Origin of the sequence: Iningainema tapete BLCC-T55 (genome assembly GCF_014698965.1) — a bacterium.
GTDB classification, from domain to species: domain Bacteria; phylum Cyanobacteriota; class Cyanobacteriia; order Cyanobacteriales; family Nostocaceae; genus Iningainema; species Iningainema tapete.
In genome coordinates this window covers 77,140-95,822 of the sequence record NZ_JACXAE010000118.1, presented here as the reverse complement: position 1 = coordinate 95,822, position 18,683 = coordinate 77,140, and the positions used below count along the sequence as shown (strand labels likewise).

Below are 18,683 nucleotides of genomic sequence, written 5' to 3'. Positions count from 1 at the left end.
TTCAATCACAAGTGGAGGCAGGCAGGATGCCTACCCCACAAGAATCATCTCTTAATTCAGCAATGTCTTAATTGAAACATTTCAACAAATTGCACCTGTGGATAGCGACATGCAAAGGGACAAATTCTGCTTTTCGCATATTTAGTCGCGTTTCGGCTCATAATTAAGAACAACAATCCCGCAGTCAAATGATGTTGATTTTACTAATGTCAGATTTTGTTTGCTGTCAAGTTCTTGGAAAATTGTCATTCCGTTACTAATTGCAGTTGGATTAATGAATAAATGAAACTCGTCAATCAGTCCAAGTTTGATGAGAGACGATACAAAGGTCGCGCCGCCATAAGTGATGATGTCTTTACCGTCAAGTTCTTTTAGTTTAGTGATTTCGTCAACCAGATTGCCTTTTGCTAAAATGGTATTGTCCCATTCTGAATTGTCAAGCGTTTTGGTAAAAACAACTTTGTGTGTGTCCGTAAATTTCTTACCAGTTGTAAACTCCAGGTCATCCGGATTTGCAGCCACGGTAGCCCAGTGAGGAATGAACCCTTCGGCAAGTTTTCGTCCCAGGATAATGCAGTCAACAGGTTCAGTGATATCTTCGATATATTGTTTTAATTCATCGTCCCAATTCCACACCATAAAGTCCATTTCGCCGTTTGGTCCCGCAATGTATCCATCAACGGTCATTTGTACTTGAAGTTTTAATTTTCTCATTGTCGTGTTTTCTTTTGTCATGAAATTGTCTGATCAAGCTGCCTTTTCGCAGTTAAGCATCCAAGGTGTGCCAAATTGATCAACTAACATGCCGAACCGAAATGCCCAAAAGGTTTGCTCAAACGGCATCTTGACATGCCCGTTTTCTGCTAGAGCATGAAAGACACGTTCTGCTTCTGCAGGCTCGTCAATGCTAATTTGCACGTAGAAGCCTTGGGGTGTTACAAAATACCCAGGCGGGCTATCAGATCCCATCAATAGGCGATCGCCCAAATCGAGACAAACATGCATAATTTTGTCATGCCATTCAGGGGACACATGTTCTGCCGAGGGCGCATCTCCATGAGTGAGCATCGCCACAATTTTACCACCAAGACATTGCTCATAGAACTTGAACGCTGCTTCACAGTTGCCGTTAAACATGAGATAGGGATTAATTTTCATCATCTACTCCTTGGGTGCTTTGTGGAATTGGACTACGGGTTAAGCGTGAAAGCGGCTTGAGACGTTTCTGGCTCAAAGGGAACCGAGAGGTGTTCGTGTAGAATTTGCCAGTTGCCCTGATTGTTTTGGCAGACAGCTGTAACCCGCATCCACGTCTGCATTGCTGGATGATCTTCCTTCCCTATGAATCGAAACAGCCAGTGAGCAACTGCCAAGTTATCATTCACGGTAATAGTCAAGTCTCGTGTTTCCATTTCAAAGGAGTCTGGGAAGTAGGGTAAACACTCGGACCACACTTGACGCCAAGCCTCTTTACCCTTAGTTTGAAACGGGGGTTTGACATCGAAAACGATCATCTCGTTAGCATATCGGGACATAATTTGGTCAACATCTTTAGCACAAATAGCACGTTGTTGATCGGCGATTAGTTGGCGAATCTGAGTTTCTTTGGATGTGATTGCGGTTGTCATTGTTATATCTCCTGTAGGTTTGTAGTTTGGTTAAAGTTGAGCGTAGAAGTTAATGTGGCAAGCCTGCAACTTCAATCACAGGGCGGATCTCAACTGTGCCGACTTGTGCACCTGGAATCTTCGCCGCGATCGCGATCGCTTCGTCCAAATCCTTCGCATTGATGAGGAAGAACCCGCCCAATTGTTCACGTGTTTCAGCAAAAGGTCCATCAGTCACAAGCGGCTTACCATCGCGCACCCGAACACTAGTTGCAGTCGCGACAGAGTGGAGAGGAGCAGTCGCCAGATATTGCCCTTTCGAGTTGAGTTGCTGCGCGAGTTGCGCGGATTCTACATAGCAATGCTCTCGCTCAGATTGCGAGAGGGCGTTTTCCTCCAGGTATATCAGCAGTACGTATTTCATTCAGTTGCCTCCATTTTTCCCTTTGTAAGTAAGTCGAACGGCAATTGCTCAAATCGACAACCTTGCTAAAAATTTTTTATCATTTAGGTACGATTGTAGTTTGCCTCCATTTTTCCCTTTGTAAGTTAAGTCGAACGGCAATTGCTCAAATCGACAACCTTGCTAAAAATTTTTGATCTTCAGCTATGGTTCCAAATGTAAAATCAGATGTAAGCCAAGCAATCGATTCTGTTTATCGCGCTGAGTGGGGACGGATTGTTGCCACACTGATCCGGCTGGTTGGAGATTTCGATGTAGCTGAAGAGGCGGCGCAAGAGGCTTTTACCATCGCCGTGAATCAGTGGCAGTCTACGGGAGTTCCCGATCTCCCTCGTGCGTGGATCATCAAAACAGCCCGATACAAAGCCATTGATCGCCTCCGCCGCCGGACGCGGCTGACGGAAAAACTGGAATGGTACGCAGTATCCGGCTTAATTCCGGCAAGCGTTGAGCCAACCTACGACACCGATGAAATTCCCGACGAGCGACTCAGACTGATATTTACCTGCTGTCACCCAGCACTGGCGATCGAGGCTCAGGTTGCTTTGACACTGCGGATGCTAGGTGGACTGGAAACAGATGAAATTGCCCGTGCGTTTCTCATATCCACAGAGACGATGGCACAACGACTCGTGCGTGCCAAGCGTAAGATCCTCCATGCGGGTATTCCCTACACAGTACCCGACACGACCGACCTGCCTGCGCGGGTGACGGCGGTGCTGTCCGTAATCTATCTCATCTTCAACGAAGGCTATGCTGCAACCCGTGGTGAGACTATGATCAGAGCCGATCTTTGTACTGAAGCGATCCGGCTCGGTCGCCTTGTCATGATGTTGATGGCACCGCAACCGCCTGGGGAAGTAATAGCGCTGGTGGCGCTGATGTTGCTACACGACTCGCGGCGTGATGCTCGTTTAGATGAAACTGGCGATTTGGTTCTGCTTGAAGATCAGGATCGTAGTCGTTGGAATCAGCAGCAAATTGCCGAGGCGCTGCCGCTTGTTGAGGAGGCACTGCGAGGCAAGACAAGTTCGTTTGCACTGCAAGCCGCTATTGCCGCACTCCATTGTCAGGCAGCGCGGGCAGAAGAAACGGACTGGGCGCAGATCGTTCGGCTCTATGATTTGCTGGAACGCCTGGAGCCTTCGCCGATCATATCACTAAATCGGGTAGTGGCGATCGCGATGGCAGAAAGTCCTCAGGCGGCGCTTGCACTCATGGATAGACTCGCCACCGAACTCGATGGCTATCACCTGTTCCACGCCGCTCGTGCCGATCTGCTGCGGCGCGTTGGAGCATCCGTTGCCGCTGCTCAAGCTTACGCCCGTGCGTTGGCGCTAGTCACCAATGACAGTGAACGCCGCTTCCTGGAGCGTCGGTTGCACGAAGTCCAACCTATTATATAGAGATACAATTAACGCATAAGCTCATGAGCATTCCCCATTTTCAAGAGCGATCACCCTTGGTAGCGGCTGCCAAATCATCAAGTAAGGTTCTGCCTGGTTCAATCCACTCAGGAAACTCTGGTAGATGAGCGTATACCCATATGATCGCGTGTAGCTGTCGCGCTAGGGAGTATAATTTTAGCATCGCGGGTTCAGGAGCGTTCGGATAAGCTGCTCTCCCCTCGTCGTCAAGATTAATCAAATCCCAGGCAATAGAACCCATACAAGTGTCTTCAAAATCATTCCACAGCAGTCCTTTGGCAGTTGGAATTAAATTGGCAGCATGGGCATCTCCATGTAGAGGTTGTAAAGAATCGACTGGATTACTTAATTGAGGCAGCAGTCGAGCGTAAGTTTCGTGCAGTAGTGTGAGTTCGCTTGCAGTCAGGATGTTGCCAATCCGTTCAATCCGCTCTAGCCCTCGTGGAATATCATTCAGAGGTGGTGCTAAAAGTGGTAAGTCCCCTGGGAAATCTTGGAGAACAGCGTGCAACTCGGCTTGCATTCGTCCCACAATTGCCGATTCTGGCAAAGCATCAGATATGGGTTGAACGTAGCGCCAAAAGGTCATGACTAGACCATCGTAATGATGTGGATTGGGTGGTAAAATGTCGCTGGGTGCAACTACAGGAGCGCCTTGTGCTGCCAGAAATTCGGTGACAGAGATTTCACGCGCCAACCAAGACTCAATTGGCGATCGCAATATAGGAGTGAAAGTACTGATCCGGGCGACTATTGGTGCAGGGCGCAAGTGGACTCGCAGAGAATAAGTATTATTCAGCACATGGGGGTCGTCAACACTAATGCCGTGGGCAGAAGCGACAGCCATTGATGCTGCGACTGCACGGTTCGTGAGCGCAGAACGATCTAGTTCTTTGATTGACATGATGGGAATTTGGTCTGTAGAATTTTGATACATGGAAAACAAACAAAATCACTGGCTTCTTTATACTACATTGTAGTATAAGAAAATTCCGCAATCACTTGAGCTTTAACCTCATCCAGCGGAAAGCTTTCTGGATAAGTGGAAAACATCAGCATGATGCCTTGGAGGGTGGAGGAAAAGTAGAGCGAGCGCTGCCGTGGATTTTCGACACCAAGCTCGATAAACATCTGAGTCTGCACTTCAAACTGTCTAGCTTGTTCATCCATCAACTTCTGACTATATTTCGCCACAATTGGATCGAACTTCGGTTGGGTAAACAAGTTGAGGTAAAATCTAAATACTTCTGGCTGACGGCGCACATCCTCTAGCGCTCCGGATGCAATATGCTGGATTTGCTCAGCAGGCGTTGGTTTTGTTGTGGCTGTATTCATCACTATCAAAACATCATTGATGCGGACATCAACCAGCGCGGCAAGCAAATCCTCTTTGCCCTTGAAGTAATGATATAGTAATCCTTTCGAGATCTGCGCAAGCTTGGCAACCTCCTCAATTGAGGTTGAGTAATATCCCTTGGAGCAGAACAAACTCAATGCCGTTTTGAGAATTTGTTCTGTGGTGGCGCGGCGGATGCGATCATTTTCGGCTGGGGTGCGTGGCATTATTTTATTTGTTGTCGCCATTACGGCTAGTTTAATGTATGACTGAACGTATAGTCAACAAAAGCATCAGAATACCGAAATATAATGAGATTTTCAGGCTTATTCAGGTTTTCTGTTCTTTTACTACTGATAACCTATGATTGACTCATCCAACGCCATCGGTGACTGTTTCAGTATTGCGACGTGTAAAACCAGGTTATGAAATAGCATTTGAGCAAGCAATTGTGGGAATTTGCGACGTAGCCATGAAATTTCCCGGACATTTGGGTGTGAATGTTTTTCGTCCCGCCAACCCAAGTGAAGAATATCGGATTGTGTTTAAATTTGATCGCATGAGTAATTTGCGACGGTGGGAAGAATCGGATGAAAGACGACAGTGGATGGAGAAACTGGAAAGTTTGACATTAGGTAAACCTGAATATCAGATTTTAACTGGGTTAGAAACTTGGTTTACCTTACCAGCGAAGAAAACTATGACGCCACCACCACGCTACAAAATGGCAGTTTTAACTTGGTTGGCAATTTTTCCCTTACTGATAATTGTTAATTTCCTGTTTACACCAATTTTTACATATTTGCCACATCCGATACTTCGGACTTTTGTCATCACCATTATACTTGTTTTTCTTATGACTTATGTAGTGATGCCCAGAATGACGCGGTTATTTGCTCAATGGTTATACTCCAAATCTTAGAAATCAAATATCATGCTGACTATTATTGGGTGTGGTAATCTCAACCGCAATGATGACGCTGTGGGTGTAATAATTGCCCAACGGCTACAAAAATATCTTGCCGCACATCCTCATCCGAATGTCCAAGTTTTTGACTGTGGTACAGCAGGGATGGAAGTGATGTTTCAGGCAAGAGGTAGCGAAAAATTAGTTATTATTGATGCAAGTTCCACTGGTTCTCAACCTGGTGCTGTGTTTAAAGTTCCTGGTAAAGAATTAGAATCTTTACCAGAAACTAGTTATAACTTGCACGATTTTCGTTGGGATAATGCTTTAGCTGCTGGGATAAAAATCTTTAAGGATGACTTTCCCACAGAAGTAATAGTTTATTTAATTGAAGCAGAAAATCTTGGTTTTGGATTAGAGTTAAGTCCTGTTGTCGAAGATTCTGCCAATTTAGTTTTTACAGAAATAACTACAATTATTCAGAACTTTTAGATTTAATCCAAAATTGAATTATGCCATATCTCGGAATACAGAAAGTTCATCTACCCTCATTTCAAAAGGCATTCCCTGATTATTTGGGGGACAAACACGAATTTTAGCACTGCTGACAACTTGATATAGTAATGACGCCATTGGCACGATTTTTTGTAAGACACGCCAGTTAGTAATTTGATCGGGACATTCAATTACTAATGTCAAAGCAGTGGGATGGCTATTTACATACCACCGACAATTAGATAACAGATTTTGGATGGTGCGATCGCTACCTTCATAAAAGTATTTGCCCAGCGAATACTCTAATTGATGACGTAGCATTATGTCAGCCGATGTTAGTTGATTTGGATGTAAATCATCATCGTGTAAAAAGTAATGTTGCATATGGTTATTTTCTCCTATTAAATCCCAAATACCATAGCATAGAGTACGTCTTTATCTGTTTCTAAAAATTCCTTAGTCTCATCATCATAGTAAGCACCAATACCGCTACAATGAATACTTGTATAATTACTAAACAGATAAACTCTATGACCTAAAAAACCAGCAATTTGCACAGCAGTTTGGTAGTTGCTGTATTCAGAAACAAAAAATAAAGTGACAGCACTATCTCTAGCTAAAGCTTGATTGACATACAAGTAACCCACTCTCTTAGAGAAGTCACCAGCCTTAACTAAATGCTTTCCTTTATATAATCGTGGGGCGATTCCTTCTACTCGATTGACAACAGAGTAAATTTCTATCTTCTCAGCAGTTTCTGTTGGAATTGGTTTTTCTACTTCCTACAAAATCGTGAAATAATCTGCGGCAGAAATAGATTGCTTTTGAAACCGCCTAATCGAGCGTCTATTCCAAATAGTGTGAAAAAATCGTTCCTTGTCAAAGTCAAACACTCGTTTTCTTTGCTTGAAATCCAGAAAACGCACAAGCAGTAATAAACTCCTTATTCTCAAAACCTAAATCCTGATTAAGAGCGAGTTTATCAAAATCAAAAACTAGTTGTATGTCTCTGTTATGAACGTAAGCTGAAGCGGCAATTGTACCTAGATGATGTCCGCTATCTAAAAAGCAGTACCTTAAACTCCTTTCTTGATATTTCCAACTAGACCTATAATAAACACAACTTACAAAAAAAATGAATCCATTTATACGATTTTTTGATAAAATATAACTTTTTAAGCCATTCATCATTATCAATAAGTAATAATGCTTTGTAGTATTATGGTAAGCTTTACCCGTTAGTGTTTTTTCTGGCATTTTTCAGTACTCTTAAAACTTCTACATTACTAGCGAAATCAATAGCTTTATAGTCGTCTAAGTTTTTCAACTCTAGGTTAGGGTTGTGTTTTAACAACAACTTAACGACTTCTGTTTTCCCGGCAGATGCTGCATACATTAAAACAGTTGCTCCGTTATCGTTTTGGTTGTCAATGTTAATGTTTGCCGCTAGTAACAAATTAATTAAATCGTAGTGATTGCCAAAACAAGCAAACCATAAAGCATTGTTGCGATCGCTATTAATCACATTCACATCCGCCCCTGCGTCAATTAGTTCTTTGACAACTGTATAAACACCACCTCTAGTAGCTTTGATCACAGCTGTATCGCCATTTTCACCTGGCTGATTTAAATCTTGAGGATTGTACTTGTTAGCAATCAGCCATTGTCTAGTTGTTTCACTTAAATCTTGCATTATTTTGTTACCTAGTGCGTGAAAAATTCCAGATCCCCAACAACTTTTACGAAGTCGGGGATCTAGTTAAACTCTCTCTCTAGATGTAAGAGAAAATACCAAACATGATAGAAGATTGAACAAATATACAATAGTTAGCTTTGAGCAGAAACAAATTTACTTCAGCCTACGTCATTTAATCTTGAGAACAAGTTGATGTGAATGCTCGCTGCTGAAGAAGGCGTTGGTGAATGCTCCTCGATCCCTTGTGGGGATAAAGGAAGTAGAAACCACAACCATCTGGCAAATAATCAATCACATAGATAGACAGTGAAAATGTTCAATAACACAAAGTTAATTAAAAAGTTTGTAGGCAGCTTTCTCGGAGTTGCTGGTTTAAGTACCCTGATAGTTCCAGGGATAGCACAAGCTAACATAAACTCCGGTTTATCCACTAGTTCTAATTCGGTTCTTGCCCAAAATCCGACAACCACTCCTGTGACACCCGGTGGTTTAACTACTCCAGGAAGCACTACTACCACTCCATCTCCTCGTAGCACTACTGCACCCAGTGGAACTACTGGTTCACCTTCGTCGCTGTCGAGTGTTTCAGACAAAGAATTTATTACTAGAGCAGCACAAAGCGACAATTTTGAGATTCAAACAAGTCAACAGGCTCTTAAACGCGCTCAAGATCCAAAGGTGAAAGCCTTTGCACAGCAGATGATTAAAGAGCATACCACTTCAAGCAAACAACTTGCGCCGATCGCCAAGAAAAGAGGTGTCACACTTCCCAAAGACGTTGGTGCAGAAAACCAAGCTTTGTTAACACAACTGTCAAGCCTCAAAGGTAAAGAGTTTGACTCTGCGTATATGCAGGCTCAAGTTCAAGCTCATACCAACACTCTAGCTCTGTACCAAGACTATATCCAACAGGGACAAAACGCTGAGTTAAAAGCTTTTGCGAAAAAAATTGCACCAGTGGTGCAAAAGCATCTCAAAGAAGCCCAGCAGATGACAGCAGGAAGTTAACGTTTTTTCTTGTTAAACCCAAAATTCCTGTAGAGACGCACTTTCGGCGCGTCTCTACAACTTTAAACGAGATAAGGTTCTTGATGAGTACGAATCGTGCAATTAGAACGAGGATATGTAACGCAAAGTAAGGCAAAACCTTTCTCTACTTGCTCATCATCTAAGAAAGTTTGATCAGATTGATCTATTTCACCTTCAACTACCTTACCAACACAGCTAGAACAAGCACCAGCATGACAAGAGAAGGGCAAATCAATACCATTTTCTTCTGCTGCATCCAGAATGGTAGTTTCTTCATCAACTTCAATCGTGGTATCAAGATTTTCCTTTTTGCTGATTAATCTTACTTGGTACGCAGCCATTTTCTCGTTCTCCTCAAAAGTTAGTTACACAGTGAAAAAAATTAAGGGATTATTTGCAAGGCACACCAGTGGGAGTGCAGTTCCCCGCTTTGAAAGACTTTCCGCAACCACAGGTGTCAGTCGCATTGGGGTTAATAAACTTAAACCCGCTTTCCATTACTCCCTCGACAAAATCGATGACAACGCCCTCTAATAACGGCGCACTTTTCGCATCAACGTAAACCAACACCTTACCTTGCTCGATTACCACATCATCTGGTTGCGGCGAACTTGTCACATCCATTGCGTATTCATAGCCGCTGCAACCACCATCTTTCACAAAGACGCGGATACCTTTTGTAGGTGTATTATTGTCGGGAGCAGAGCCACGTAGGAAAGCTCTCAGGCGGAATTCTGCTTTCTCTGTTAAAGTAACACTCATGATATCTCCTGGTTTGTAGCGATATTGCTAATTGCTGATTGCTAATGGTTAAGAATGGTATGAGCCATTAACTACGAATGGCAATTACTGGCAGGTTCCATCGGGTTGGAATGCAAGTACCTCCAGGGCGCATTGTTACCACATACTGGGCAATTGCGATCGCGATGAGAACGACGCTTAGCAAATTCCATCCGTGAAAGATCGATTGTCAACAGTTGTGACAACAAAGGCTGACTAAAGCCAGTGATCAGCTTAATAGCTTCCAACGCCGTCAAACAAGCCAGTGTTCCAGAAACAGCACCCAGAACCGAAAATCCGCGCCGATCCCAATCTGGTTTTTCTGGAAACAAGCAAGACAAACAAGGAGTCACACCAGGAATAATTGTAGTTAGGTAAGCCTCCATCCCATCCATAGCTGCTTCCACCATTGGTTTGCGCCAGCGCACACAAGCTTCATTAAGCAAATCTCGCTCAGTGAAATTGTGAGCGCAGTCAAGAGCCATGTCAGCAGATTGCACCAAATCGTCCACATTCTCTGGAGTAATGTAATCGTGAACTGCTTCAATCTGAACATCAGGATTAATTGCATCCAGAGTTTCCTTTGCTTTCTTCACTCTTGGCTTACCTACCCAATCGTCTGTCATGAGAATCTGACGATTCATATCATCAAGCCTTAGATCTCCACCTCGAACTAGGATCAGCCGCCCAACGCCCGCTACTGCTAGGTAAAGCGCTGCCGTACCGCCTAATCCTCCCACACCTGTAACCAGAACTGTTGCTGACTTAAGGCGTTTCTGTGCTACTTCGCCAAAATTAGGGAGCATCATCTGGCGACGATAACGTTCCAACTCGGTAGGCGTTAGGTTTACCACTTTTTACCTCTTAATCAGATGTAAGTTCTGTCAGCGTGACTACATTTTTCGGCTTCTCGTTAAACACTTTGAACAGCTTTTGTTCTTGAGGTGTTGATTCTAAAAATACCTGATAGGCTTGTTGTAGCGCCTCACAATATTTATTTAACCTATCTTCTTTACTCAAGTCAGTATAATTCTCATCAATTTCATGAATAAGTTGAGAAAACTTTTTCAAAATATGTAAACGATTAACATTTACAAACTTTTGGTCGTAGGGAAGCTGAAAAAACGCAAAATACTCCTCTGCATCCACAAGCTGCTTAAATGTATCTAAATCTCTATTCATTTTCCCTGCTCCATTTTTTTAAGTTGTTGCTTCATCTCGTTTAATTGACAAAAAATTGCATAAGTTTCAGCAGCAACATCCATAAGTTTTTCGTAATCTGTTGGCAAACCCTCTGCCAAATCGTGCAGATCCATTTTCATTTGCCCTGCCTTACTATTAAGACGTTTTATTTGTCCTTGTAGCTCTTCAATAGAAGTTTTTTCTCCAGCTTGAGTCATAAATATCTCCTAATAACATCTCCTGTAGAGACGCGATATATCGCGTCTCTACGTTAGATTTTTCCCACTTCCGGAAAACGTTGTGCTAAATCTAGTCCTTTTTGTACTAGCTGTTCTCCCTCTTCTGCCACCTTCTCTAACGATTCAAAACCAAAACGATGAGCATCACGTAAGGTTTTGCAAGTTAGTAATAGACGACCAGAGAATACTAAAGCCCAACCAAAACCTTCATGGCTTAAATCAATTACAACTTGAGAGATTAAACCTGTTTCCTGTTCGATTCGAGCGGCTACGGCTCGAAAAAATGCCATAATTCGCGCTTGAGTTACTGGATCGACTTCACCCTCAATAGAAATTTCACGTTTCTGCTTTTTACTAACAACAAAGGGTTTTAATAGTAACTCATCCGACCAATTTCGGTAAACTCCATAGGTATCTTGACCCCGGATCTGTTGTACTATAGCTTTAAGAAAAAGCGAGTTTACGACTTCGGTTGTAGCTGTTCCGTTTACACTATCAGTTGTACTCATACTGTGGTTTCCTCTTCTAGTTCTTCTTCAAAGGTTTGAGTCTTTTGCATCAAAGCTTTACGCAGCCAAGGCGGAGGATTCCCTTTTAATGTTTTTACTAATTTAGTGAGAATATCAGCAATTTCTTCTTCTTCCGATCGCGCTTTAACTGGAGTAACACCCTTCTTAATTAACCGAGCAGCTGCACTACCACCAATTGCTGTAACATAAACAATGGTACAATCATTCAGTGCATCAAGTTTTGGTGTGATTTTATCTTCGTTACCGTCTTGTTTTAAGTCGCCCTCAAACTTGAGGGTTTCTAAAAACTCATATCCGTCATCGGCAACTTCATAAACGTCAATTTCTTTTGCCCATCCGAAATGAGCATTAATATGAACTCTGTCTGTCGTTGTGAAGGCAATTTTCATTCTTATTCTCTTCCATCGATAAAAATTGGGAATTGTGTACAGACGTTCCGGCGGATGTACAGACGTTCCGGCGGATGTACAGACGTTCCGGCGGAACGTCTCTACGATTCTTCTTGCTCTAGAAACAAATTGCCAATGTCAAATAACATTTGCATGGTTCCGCGATAACCAACTTTGGTAAACTGACCGTTACCTAAGCGATCAAAAATTGGAATACCCTGGCGATATAGTGGAATATTTAGTCGTTTGGCTACAGCCACTCCATGAGAGTTAGCAATTAGCAAATCAGATCCTACCGAAAACTGTTCAAAGTCTTCCATATCACCGATAATCACATTTTTGACGGGAAGTTTTTCCAACACGGAAGAACGAGTCGTCGTTACTGCTGCATGAATTTGAGCGCCCATTGATTGCAGGAAATAAACAGTTGCCCAGAGCAAATCTGGTTCCAGAGCTAAGGATACTCGCTTACAACCAAAGTAAAAATGAGTATCCAACATCGCATCTTGCAATTGACGGCGTTGGCGACAGTATTTTTCCGGTACTTGATTACCACTAAGATCGGCTAATGCTTGTAAAAAATTGTCTGTTGGATCTAATCCCGTCAATTCACCAAACACCTCGTAAGGTATGCCAAACCGTTCTTCCAATACTTGTGCACCAGAACGCATACTCTCACCTAGTGCCAAGGTAAACACAGAACTACCAACTTCTCGCAATTGTGTCAAACTTGTACCACTAGCTGTTATAGCACTATAAGTATCCTCTAAGTGACCATCTAGTGATACCGACAAATCAGGCACAAAAATCGGCGTCAAACCAAAAGCTGTGACAATTTCTTTTACCTCCTGCACATCACCAGGTGTAAAAGCAGAACCAGCTAAAATCGTAACTTGCTGTGATTTAGTTTCACCAGGTTGGGGAAGTTCCCTAACTATACTCTCAACAGCAGCCGCAAAACCATCCTGTAATGAACCCTTAAAATCTGGTGCGGATACTAACACAATCGGTAAACTATCCAATTCTGGGTGACGTTTGCGGATATCCTTAAGGAAGCCTTGCATATCGTCACCTCTAGTTTCCGTCAAACCAGTGGTACACAGACCAATAATATCAGGCTTAGACCGTTGCGCCAGCGTGAGAATTGCCTGTTCAACATTCTCCTCACCACCCAAAATAGTCGAGACTTCTGTCATTGCTGTAGTGGATAGAGGAATCGCCTCACGGAAATGGCGTACCAATACCACCTTAGCAAAGGCAGTACAACCTTGCGCACCATGCATTAGTGGTATTATCCCCTTCAATCCCAAAAAAGCCAAAGTTGCACCCAATGCCTGACTTTGCTTAAGGGGATTAACTGCAACTGATTTTTGCGGACTTGTAACGATCGCCATTAGCGTACCTCCTCTTCCCACGGTGCTGGCTTGCGTACTTGCTCCCACACGGGGCTGTAAAGAGCTTCATATAACTCCCGTGCCATCTCCACCATGCCCGCATAACCTGCATAGGGATGATGACGTTCTTGGTTGATGTCAAGGAAAGGAATCCGAGCTTTGAGAGCAGTGTATTGATTGCGACCACCAGCAATCAGCATATCAGCTTTAGTTTCGCTAACGATCCGCAAAATTTCCTTGGGACTTTCCTGTTCTAGAACAATACCATCCTTACCCAGCAATCGCTTAATGCGGGCTTTATCTTCCTCAGTACTTTTTCTAGCACTGGTAGCAACAACTTCTATGCCCAAGTCACGAGCGGCTGAAATTATCGACCAACTTTTTACACCACCTGTATAAAGGACAACTCGCTTACCTTTAAGTCTAGCACGATAGGGGTCTAATGCTATATTTAAAGCAGCAGTTTCTTCAGCAATCAGCTTTTCTGTACGCTCAATTAAATCCGCATCACCTAATTTCGCTGCAATGTGGCGCAAGCAGCGGTTCATATCTTCTACGCCGTAGAAAGACTCTTCAATATAGGGGATGCCGTAGCTTTCCTCCATTTTTCTCGCCATGTTAATCAACGCTTTCGAGCAAATCATCACGTTGAGCTTGGCACGGTGAGCATAGCAGACTTCTTGGTATCGAGCATCACCAGTAATTTTTGCCAGTACTCGGATACCTAATTTCTCTAGTAGCGGTAGAACGTTCCACATTTCACCAGCAATATTGTACTCACCGATGAGGTTAATATCATAAGGTGTGGTATATTCTGGTTCCGCCGTACCGACAACGTGTTCGAGCAAAGCTTCACCGGCAAGACGGTTGCCAAAGTTTTTGCTCCCGATAAATCCAGGAGCATTGACGGGGATAACTGGAGTTCCTGTTTTCTTAGCAGCTGCTTTGCAAACTGCATCTATATCATCACCAATCAGGGCGGTGACACAGGTGGAGTAGACAAATACTGCACTGGGTTTTCGCTTTGATTCTACTTCCAAAATAGCTTTGTAGAGCTTTTTTTCACCACCAAAGATGACTTCATTTTCATTCAAGTCTGTGGTAAAGCCCGTCTTGTACAACATTGGACCTGAAGAGAGACTACCACGACTACCCCAAGAATTACCAGAGCAGGCGATCGGTCCGTGAACTAAATGAGCAGCATCGGTAATCGGTACAAGAGCAATCATTGCACCGTCAAAGGCACAACCACCTTGAGCGGCTCCGGGCTTGGGTTGTTGGGCGCAAGATTTGTTTTTCTTGTCTCCATGTTTGTTCTGATTGTGTTCGCATCCAGGCTCAGTGAGTAGCTCGTTGATTTTACCTTTGGTAATTTTCATAGCTCCGTTAGGAATTGTTAATTGTTAATTGTTAATTGTTAATTGCTAATTGTTAATTGCTAATTGGATGTTTTTATTGCCATTAACTATTAGCTATTAGCCATTAACAAATGTATTTTGTAACATCCTCTCCACACTCGTCGGAAAGGTAAGATAACGCTCGAAAACGTAGAAATACAAAATTGTCATACAAAGGATTAAGCTTACATAACGGTGGAACGTGAAAAGTATGTCCAAGTAATTGGATATCTCTTTCAAAAGGGCAACAGCAGGGAATAATTTGGCAAATTAAATGAGCAAGTCGAGCATTTTTTACTTGGAATTCATCCACCAAACGACGTAATGGATTTAAAATATTAAAGGAATTAGATTTCTTCTTATATTTTGGTGGATGATAATGAGTATGAGTGTGACTGTGGGTGTGATTGACAACGTTCATGGTAGATTCCTAAATAAAAAGAAATAAAAGTAAAAAGTTAAAATAAATATCACGAAAATATTTACTTTTAACTTTTTACTTTCTGGACAAATCGCAGTATTAAGAGAGTTAGGAGTGATGAGTTATGAATCAAGAATTTAGAATTCAGTAATAAAGAATTCCCAACTGTTTCCTAATTCCTAACTCCGCGCCTCCTAATTCCTAACTTTCTACCGAATCAAGTCGTAGGAAATATCGGTCTTAGCAGGAATGTTGGTGTTGCGATCGATTTCCTCGAAGATGGTATTAACGATCCAGTTGAGCAAGTTGATCGCGCCTTGATAACCGATGGTAGCGTAGCGGTGCAAGTGGTGACGATCCATGATGGGATAGCCAATTCTGACGAGGGGAACTTTGCAATCACGCCACAGGTACTTACCGTAGGTGTTACCGATGAGCAAATCTACGGGTTCTGTGAACAACAGCGATCGCAGATGCCACAAGTCTTTACCAGGCCAGATAGTTGCATTCTTAGCAAAAGGACTAGAATCTAGCAACTCTTTAAGTTCTTTCTCAAACACTTCGTTGGAGTTATGGACAAGGATATGCACGGGTTCAGCACCCATTTCCAGCATGAAGCCCACTACACTGTACACTAGATCCGGTTCACCGTAGATAGCGAAGCGCTTGCCGTGAATCCATGCATGGGAGTCAGTCATCGCATCAACTGCTCTACCGCGTTCAATTTCCAGTTCTTCGGGAATGGGTTTACCAGTTAGTTCACTGAGTTTCATCAAGAACTCATCAGTACCCTTAATACCCCAAGGACGAGAAACTACTGTTGGTTTTTTCCACTCTTTTTCAATGTATTCGCGAGTCTTGACAGTGCTGTATGCTTGGAGAGCGACTGTGACATCGGCATTAATTGAATCTGCTCCTTCTTCCAGGGTAGTACCACCTGGGTACATATTAAATTCACCTGTGTTAGGAGAATCCAGATAGTCGCTGTTATCTGCCAGGATCGTGTGCTCGATACCCATCAGATTACAAATCCGCTTGATTTCCCGGTTATTACCAACATAGGTATCAAAACCAGGGATAAAGTTGATTTTGCCATTGCTGGTTTCCTTCTTCTTACCTGCAGTCAGGTTAGAAAGAATACCCTTCATCATATTGTCGTAGCCAGTGATGTGGGAACCAACAAAGCTAGGAGTGTGAGCATAAGGTACTGGGAAATCTTGAGGAACTGAACCTGCATTCTTGGCGTTGTTGATAAAAGCCTGCAAGTCATCTCCAATTACCTCTGCCATACAGGTTGTGCAGACAGCAATCATCTTGGGCTTGTAGAGAGTGTAGGAATTTGCCAAGCCATCAATCATGTTTTGCAGTCCACCAAACACCGCTGCGTCTTCAGTCATTGAAGAAGACACACCAGAAAATGGTTCTTTGTAGTGGCGGGTGAGGTGAGTACGGAAATAAGCAACACAACCTTGAGAACCTTGAACAAAAGGTAGAGTACCTTCAAAACCAACAGCAGCAAAGATTGCTCCTAGTGGTTGGCAACCCTTAGCAGGGTTAACAGTCAATGCTTCACGAGCGAAGTTCTTTTCACGATACTCCCAACTCTTGGTCCATTCTGCAACCCTTTTTACTTCTTCAGGGTCATGTCCGTTTTCAAATTGCTTTTTATTCTGAAATAGATCCTGGTACTCCGGCTGGTGGAATAACTCAACGTGGTCTTTAATGTTCTCTGGATTCTGTGGCATTGTCGTATCTCTTGCTAGGTTGGTTGATCGGTGGGGTAGAGACGCCCCGCCGGGGCGTCTCTACAAATTGTTGGGTGTGGGGCATGGGGAATGGGTTATTCCCTACGCAGCAACTTTAGCCTTAGCTTCAGCTTTCTTACTCCAAGGAGCGCCGATTAGTCCCCAGGTTGGGCTGTTGAGTGCTAAATCCATGTCACGAGCGAAGATAGCAAAGCCGTCGTAGCCGTGGTATGGACCAGAGTAATCCCAAGAGTGCATTTGACGGAAAGGTAAACCCATCTTTTGGAAGACATACTTCTCTTTCACACCAGAAGCAACTAAATCTGGCTTGAGTGCTTTGATGAACTCCTCAAACTCGTAAGCAGTAACGTCGTCGTAAATGATGGTGCCGTTTTCGATGTAGTGGGTGGTACGCTTGTAATCGTCGTTGTGAGCGAACTCATAACCAGTACCAATCATCTTCATACCCAAGTCTTGGAATGCGGGAACGACGTGACGGGGACGCAAACCACCAACCATCATAGCGACAGTCTTGCCTTCCAAGCCTGGACGATACTTAGCAATAATTTCATCCATTACAGGCTGATACTTGGCGATGATCTTCTCAGCGTTTTCTTGGATTTTCTCGTCAAACTTAGAAGCAATTTCCCGCAAGGATTCAGCAATCTTGGTGGGACCGAAGAAGTTGTATTCCAACCAGGGTATACCGTATGCTTCTTCCATGTGACGGCTGATGTAGTTCATCGACCGATAGCAGTGGATGAGGTTCATCTTCACGTTTGGTGTCTGCAACATCTCGTTGATGGTGCCATCACCAGACCATTGAGCGACTACGCGCAAGCCGAGTTCTTCTAGGAGGATGCGGCTAGCCCAAGCATCACCACCGATGTTGTAGTCACCGATAATTGCTACATCGTAGGGAGTAGACTCGAATTGTAACTTCCCTTCTTTTTTCTCTTTGTCTGCTCTGGTGAACACCCAGTCACGAACCATGTCGTTAGCAATGTGGTGTCCAAGAGACTGGGAAACACCCCGGAAGCCTTCGCAACGTACAGGTACAACGGGCTTGTCAATCTCTTTAGATGCTTTTCTGGCTACAGCTTCAATGTCATCCCCAATTAGACCGATGGGACATTCAGATTGAATTGAAACACCACGGTTGAGAGGGAATAGTTCTTCGAGTTCTTGGATCAGCTTTAAGAGTTTTTTATCACCACCGAAGACGATATCTCTTTCTTGGAAGTCGGAGGTAAAGTGCATGGTGCCAAAGGTGTCAACACCAGTGGTGCCGATGTAGTAGTTACGACGACCAGACCAAGACCAGTAACCGCAACCTACAGGACCGTGGCTGATGTGGATCATATCCTTAATTGGACCCCAAACCACACCTTTAGAACCTGCGTAGGCACAACCACGAGCGGTCATTACACCAGGAAGGGACTTAATGTTAGACTTAACGCCGCAGTCGGACTTACCTTCTTCGTATACGCCTATGTGCTTTTCCCGCTTTTTCTTAGCTTTTTCGGGGTAAGCTTCTAGAACTTCTTTAACTAGTTCTTTTCTTTCTTCTATGATGTTCTTCTGATTTTCTGGAGGTGTCATATTCTGCCTTTATTGCTGGTAAAGATGCGTATATAGGGAACTTT

26 protein-coding genes are annotated in these 18,683 nt (G+C 43.4%); 4 read left to right on the top strand and 22 right to left on the bottom strand.

From position 1 onward, the window contains the following. Positions 1-141: 141 nt before the first annotated feature. Genes ICL16_RS38750 through ICL16_RS38735 form a run of 4 tightly spaced genes read right to left on the bottom strand, consistent with a single transcriptional unit; the run spans position 142 to position 2,031 of the window. Positions 142-735 carry a dihydrofolate reductase family protein gene (locus ICL16_RS38750; protein ID WP_202895927.1) on the bottom strand — a complete coding sequence of 198 codons (594 nt, stop codon included), beginning with the start codon at positions 733-735 and terminating at the stop codon, positions 142-144. Positions 736-747: 12 nt separating this feature from the next. Continuing rightward, entirely contained in the window at positions 748-1,161 is a 414-nt protein-coding gene (locus ICL16_RS38745) for a VOC family protein (RefSeq protein ID WP_238361141.1), read from the bottom strand. Positions 1,162-1,190: 29 nt separating this feature from the next. Further along, on the bottom strand, positions 1,191-1,628 hold the full coding sequence (locus tag ICL16_RS38740) for a YybH family protein (protein WP_202895926.1): 438 nt from the start codon (positions 1,626-1,628) through the stop codon (positions 1,191-1,193). Between the two features lie 49 nt (positions 1,629-1,677). Further along, a complete protein-coding gene (locus ICL16_RS38735; RefSeq protein WP_190836887.1) occupies positions 1,678-2,031 on the bottom strand; it encodes a YciI family protein in 354 nt (117 codons plus the stop codon). A 185-nt stretch (positions 2,032-2,216) separates the two neighbouring features. Between ICL16_RS38735 and ICL16_RS38730 the strand changes: the two genes are divergently transcribed. Continuing rightward, a complete protein-coding gene (locus ICL16_RS38730) occupies positions 2,217-3,476 on the top strand; it encodes an RNA polymerase sigma factor (protein WP_190836886.1) in 1,260 nt (419 codons plus the stop codon). 40 nt (positions 3,477-3,516) lie between these two features. On the opposite strand, the gene ICL16_RS38725 is transcribed toward ICL16_RS38730, so the two are convergent. Both ICL16_RS38725 and ICL16_RS38720 read right to left on the bottom strand, forming a co-directional pair. Further along, a complete protein-coding gene (locus tag ICL16_RS38725) occupies positions 3,517-4,434 on the bottom strand; it encodes a phosphotransferase (protein WP_238361140.1) in 918 nt (305 codons plus the stop codon). 32 nt (positions 4,435-4,466) lie between these two features. Continuing rightward, positions 4,467-5,060 carry a TetR/AcrR family transcriptional regulator gene (locus ICL16_RS38720; RefSeq protein ID WP_190836885.1) on the bottom strand — a complete coding sequence of 198 codons (594 nt, stop codon included), beginning with the start codon at positions 5,058-5,060 and terminating at the stop codon, positions 4,467-4,469. A 161-nt stretch (positions 5,061-5,221) separates the two neighbouring features. Between ICL16_RS38720 and ICL16_RS38715 the strand changes: the two genes are divergently transcribed. Together ICL16_RS38715 and ICL16_RS38710 are read left to right on the top strand one after the other, a co-directional pair. Next, positions 5,222-5,755: an antibiotic biosynthesis monooxygenase gene (locus tag ICL16_RS38715; protein ID WP_337907204.1), complete on the top strand. Its 534-nt coding sequence runs from the start codon at positions 5,222-5,224 to the stop codon at positions 5,753-5,755. A gap of 12 nt (positions 5,756-5,767) precedes the next feature. After that, positions 5,768-6,232 carry a hydrogenase maturation protease gene (locus tag ICL16_RS38710; RefSeq protein ID WP_190836883.1) on the top strand — a complete coding sequence of 155 codons (465 nt, stop codon included), beginning with the start codon at positions 5,768-5,770 and terminating at the stop codon, positions 6,230-6,232. 18 nt (positions 6,233-6,250) lie between these two features. Here the strand turns inward: ICL16_RS38710 and ICL16_RS38705 are convergent, their stop codons facing one another. From ICL16_RS38705 to ICL16_RS38695, 4 genes are all read right to left on the bottom strand, one after another. Further along, positions 6,251-6,619 (bottom strand): hypothetical protein, encoded by a 369-nt coding sequence (locus tag ICL16_RS38705; RefSeq protein WP_190836882.1) that lies wholly within the window; start codon positions 6,617-6,619, stop codon positions 6,251-6,253. A gap of 17 nt (positions 6,620-6,636) precedes the next feature. Beyond that, a complete protein-coding gene (locus ICL16_RS47915; RefSeq protein WP_420485328.1) occupies positions 6,637-6,873 on the bottom strand; it encodes a nitroreductase family protein in 237 nt (78 codons plus the stop codon). 247 nt (positions 6,874-7,120) lie between these two features. Beyond that, positions 7,121-7,492, bottom strand: coding sequence for a nitroreductase family protein (locus tag ICL16_RS47910; RefSeq protein WP_420485327.1), 372 nt, complete (start codon positions 7,490-7,492; stop codon positions 7,121-7,123). Beyond that, positions 7,467-7,928 carry an ankyrin repeat domain-containing protein gene (locus tag ICL16_RS38695; protein WP_190836881.1) on the bottom strand — a complete coding sequence of 154 codons (462 nt, stop codon included), beginning with the start codon at positions 7,926-7,928 and terminating at the stop codon, positions 7,467-7,469. Before ICL16_RS38695 ends, ICL16_RS47910 begins: the two co-directional genes overlap by 26 nt. A gap of 315 nt (positions 7,929-8,243) precedes the next feature. On the opposite strand from ICL16_RS38695, the gene ICL16_RS38690 reads away from it, so the two are divergent. Continuing rightward, positions 8,244-8,939, top strand: coding sequence for a DUF4142 domain-containing protein (locus ICL16_RS38690; RefSeq protein ID WP_190836880.1), 696 nt, complete (start codon positions 8,244-8,246; stop codon positions 8,937-8,939). Positions 8,940-9,001: 62 nt separating this feature from the next. Here ICL16_RS38690 and ICL16_RS38685 read toward each other — a convergent pair whose 3' ends face one another. The 12 genes from ICL16_RS38685 to nifD form a co-directional block, all read right to left on the bottom strand. Further along, positions 9,002-9,301: a 2Fe-2S iron-sulfur cluster-binding protein gene (locus ICL16_RS38685; protein WP_190836879.1), complete on the bottom strand. Its 300-nt coding sequence runs from the start codon at positions 9,299-9,301 to the stop codon at positions 9,002-9,004. A gap of 49 nt (positions 9,302-9,350) precedes the next feature. Continuing rightward, positions 9,351-9,722: a HesB/IscA family protein gene (locus tag ICL16_RS38680; protein WP_190836878.1), complete on the bottom strand. Its 372-nt coding sequence runs from the start codon at positions 9,720-9,722 to the stop codon at positions 9,351-9,353. 71 nt (positions 9,723-9,793) lie between these two features. After that, complete coding sequence (locus tag ICL16_RS38675) at positions 9,794-10,594, bottom strand: ThiF family adenylyltransferase (RefSeq protein ID WP_190836877.1); 801 nt, start codon at positions 10,592-10,594, stop codon at positions 9,794-9,796. A gap of 10 nt (positions 10,595-10,604) precedes the next feature. Continuing rightward, a complete protein-coding gene (nifW, locus tag ICL16_RS38670; RefSeq protein WP_190836876.1) occupies positions 10,605-10,922 on the bottom strand; it encodes a nitrogenase-stabilizing/protective protein NifW in 318 nt (105 codons plus the stop codon). Beyond that, positions 10,919-11,140 carry a CCE_0567 family metalloprotein gene (locus tag ICL16_RS38665; protein ID WP_190836875.1) on the bottom strand — a complete coding sequence of 74 codons (222 nt, stop codon included), beginning with the start codon at positions 11,138-11,140 and terminating at the stop codon, positions 10,919-10,921. The genes nifW and ICL16_RS38665 overlap by 4 nt, the downstream gene beginning before the upstream one ends. 53 nt (positions 11,141-11,193) lie before the next feature. After that, positions 11,194-11,670: a NifX-associated nitrogen fixation protein gene (locus ICL16_RS38660; protein ID WP_190836874.1), complete on the bottom strand. Its 477-nt coding sequence runs from the start codon at positions 11,668-11,670 to the stop codon at positions 11,194-11,196. Next, a complete protein-coding gene (gene nifX / locus ICL16_RS38655; RefSeq protein ID WP_190836873.1) occupies positions 11,667-12,080 on the bottom strand; it encodes a nitrogen fixation protein NifX in 414 nt (137 codons plus the stop codon). Before nifX ends, ICL16_RS38660 begins: the two co-directional genes overlap by 4 nt. A gap of 101 nt (positions 12,081-12,181) precedes the next feature. Then, positions 12,182-13,474 carry a nitrogenase iron-molybdenum cofactor biosynthesis protein NifN gene (gene nifN / locus ICL16_RS38650; protein WP_190836872.1) on the bottom strand — a complete coding sequence of 431 codons (1,293 nt, stop codon included), beginning with the start codon at positions 13,472-13,474 and terminating at the stop codon, positions 12,182-12,184. After that, positions 13,474-14,853: a nitrogenase iron-molybdenum cofactor biosynthesis protein NifE gene (gene nifE, locus ICL16_RS38645; protein ID WP_190836871.1), complete on the bottom strand. Its 1,380-nt coding sequence runs from the start codon at positions 14,851-14,853 to the stop codon at positions 13,474-13,476. The genes nifN and nifE overlap by 1 nt, the downstream gene beginning before the upstream one ends. A 103-nt stretch (positions 14,854-14,956) precedes the next feature. Continuing rightward, the gene (locus ICL16_RS38640) at positions 14,957-15,292 is read right to left on the bottom strand and encodes a Mo-dependent nitrogenase C-terminal domain-containing protein (RefSeq protein WP_190836870.1); all 336 of its coding nucleotides are present in this window, start codon (positions 15,290-15,292) and stop codon (positions 14,957-14,959) included. A 209-nt stretch (positions 15,293-15,501) separates the two neighbouring features. Then, a complete protein-coding gene (nifK, locus tag ICL16_RS38635; protein WP_190836869.1) occupies positions 15,502-17,037 on the bottom strand; it encodes a nitrogenase molybdenum-iron protein subunit beta in 1,536 nt (511 codons plus the stop codon). A gap of 102 nt (positions 17,038-17,139) precedes the next feature. Continuing rightward, positions 17,140-18,639 carry a nitrogenase molybdenum-iron protein alpha chain gene (gene nifD / locus ICL16_RS38630; protein WP_190836868.1) on the bottom strand — a complete coding sequence of 500 codons (1,500 nt, stop codon included), beginning with the start codon at positions 18,637-18,639 and terminating at the stop codon, positions 17,140-17,142. Between the last annotated feature and the right edge of the window lie 44 nt (positions 18,640-18,683).

Bases quoted from the DNA above. Each gene is read 5' to 3' on its own strand.
- ICL16_RS38750 (WP_202895927.1), bottom strand. From the start codon at position 735: ATGACAAAAGAAAACACGACAATGAGAAAATTAAAACTTCAAGTACAA.
- ICL16_RS38745 (WP_238361141.1), bottom strand. From the start codon at position 1,161: ATGATGAAAATTAATCCCTATCTCATGTTTAACGGCAACTGTGAAGCA.
- ICL16_RS38740 (WP_202895926.1), bottom strand. From the start codon at position 1,628: ATGACAACCGCAATCACATCCAAAGAAACTCAGATTCGCCAACTAATC.
- ICL16_RS38735 (WP_190836887.1), bottom strand. From the start codon at position 2,031: ATGAAATACGTACTGCTGATATACCTGGAGGAAAACGCCCTCTCGCAA.
- ICL16_RS38730 (WP_190836886.1), top strand. From the start codon at position 2,217: ATGGTTCCAAATGTAAAATCAGATGTAAGCCAAGCAATCGATTCTGTT.
- ICL16_RS38725 (WP_238361140.1), bottom strand. From the start codon at position 4,434: ATGTATCAAAATTCTACAGACCAAATTCCCATCATGTCAATCAAAGAA.
- ICL16_RS38720 (WP_190836885.1), bottom strand. From the start codon at position 5,060: ATGCCACGCACCCCAGCCGAAAATGATCGCATCCGCCGCGCCACCACA.
- ICL16_RS38710 (WP_190836883.1), top strand. From the start codon at position 5,768: ATGCTGACTATTATTGGGTGTGGTAATCTCAACCGCAATGATGACGCT.
- ICL16_RS38705 (WP_190836882.1), bottom strand. From the start codon at position 6,619: ATGCAACATTACTTTTTACACGATGATGATTTACATCCAAATCAACTA.
- ICL16_RS47910 (WP_420485327.1), bottom strand. From the start codon at position 7,492: ATGCCAGAAAAAACACTAACGGGTAAAGCTTACCATAATACTACAAAG.
- ICL16_RS38695 (WP_190836881.1), bottom strand. From the start codon at position 7,928: ATGCAAGATTTAAGTGAAACAACTAGACAATGGCTGATTGCTAACAAG.
- ICL16_RS38690 (WP_190836880.1), top strand. From the start codon at position 8,244: ATGTTCAATAACACAAAGTTAATTAAAAAGTTTGTAGGCAGCTTTCTC.
- ICL16_RS38685 (WP_190836879.1), bottom strand. From the start codon at position 9,301: ATGGCTGCGTACCAAGTAAGATTAATCAGCAAAAAGGAAAATCTTGAT.
- ICL16_RS38680 (WP_190836878.1), bottom strand. From the start codon at position 9,722: ATGAGTGTTACTTTAACAGAGAAAGCAGAATTCCGCCTGAGAGCTTTC.
- nifW (WP_190836876.1), bottom strand. From the start codon at position 10,922: ATGAATAGAGATTTAGATACATTTAAGCAGCTTGTGGATGCAGAGGAG.
- ICL16_RS38665 (WP_190836875.1), bottom strand. From the start codon at position 11,140: ATGACTCAAGCTGGAGAAAAAACTTCTATTGAAGAGCTACAAGGACAA.
- ICL16_RS38660 (WP_190836874.1), bottom strand. From the start codon at position 11,670: ATGAGTACAACTGATAGTGTAAACGGAACAGCTACAACCGAAGTCGTA.
- nifX (WP_190836873.1), bottom strand. From the start codon at position 12,080: ATGAAAATTGCCTTCACAACGACAGACAGAGTTCATATTAATGCTCAT.
- nifN (WP_190836872.1), bottom strand. From the start codon at position 13,474: ATGGCGATCGTTACAAGTCCGCAAAAATCAGTTGCAGTTAATCCCCTT.
- nifE (WP_190836871.1), bottom strand. From the start codon at position 14,853: ATGAAAATTACCAAAGGTAAAATCAACGAGCTACTCACTGAGCCTGGA.
- ICL16_RS38640 (WP_190836870.1), bottom strand. From the start codon at position 15,292: ATGAACGTTGTCAATCACACCCACAGTCACACTCATACTCATTATCAT.
- nifK (WP_190836869.1), bottom strand. From the start codon at position 17,037: ATGCCACAGAATCCAGAGAACATTAAAGACCACGTTGAGTTATTCCAC.
- nifD (WP_190836868.1), bottom strand. From the start codon at position 18,639: ATGACACCTCCAGAAAATCAGAAGAACATCATAGAAGAAAGAAAAGAA.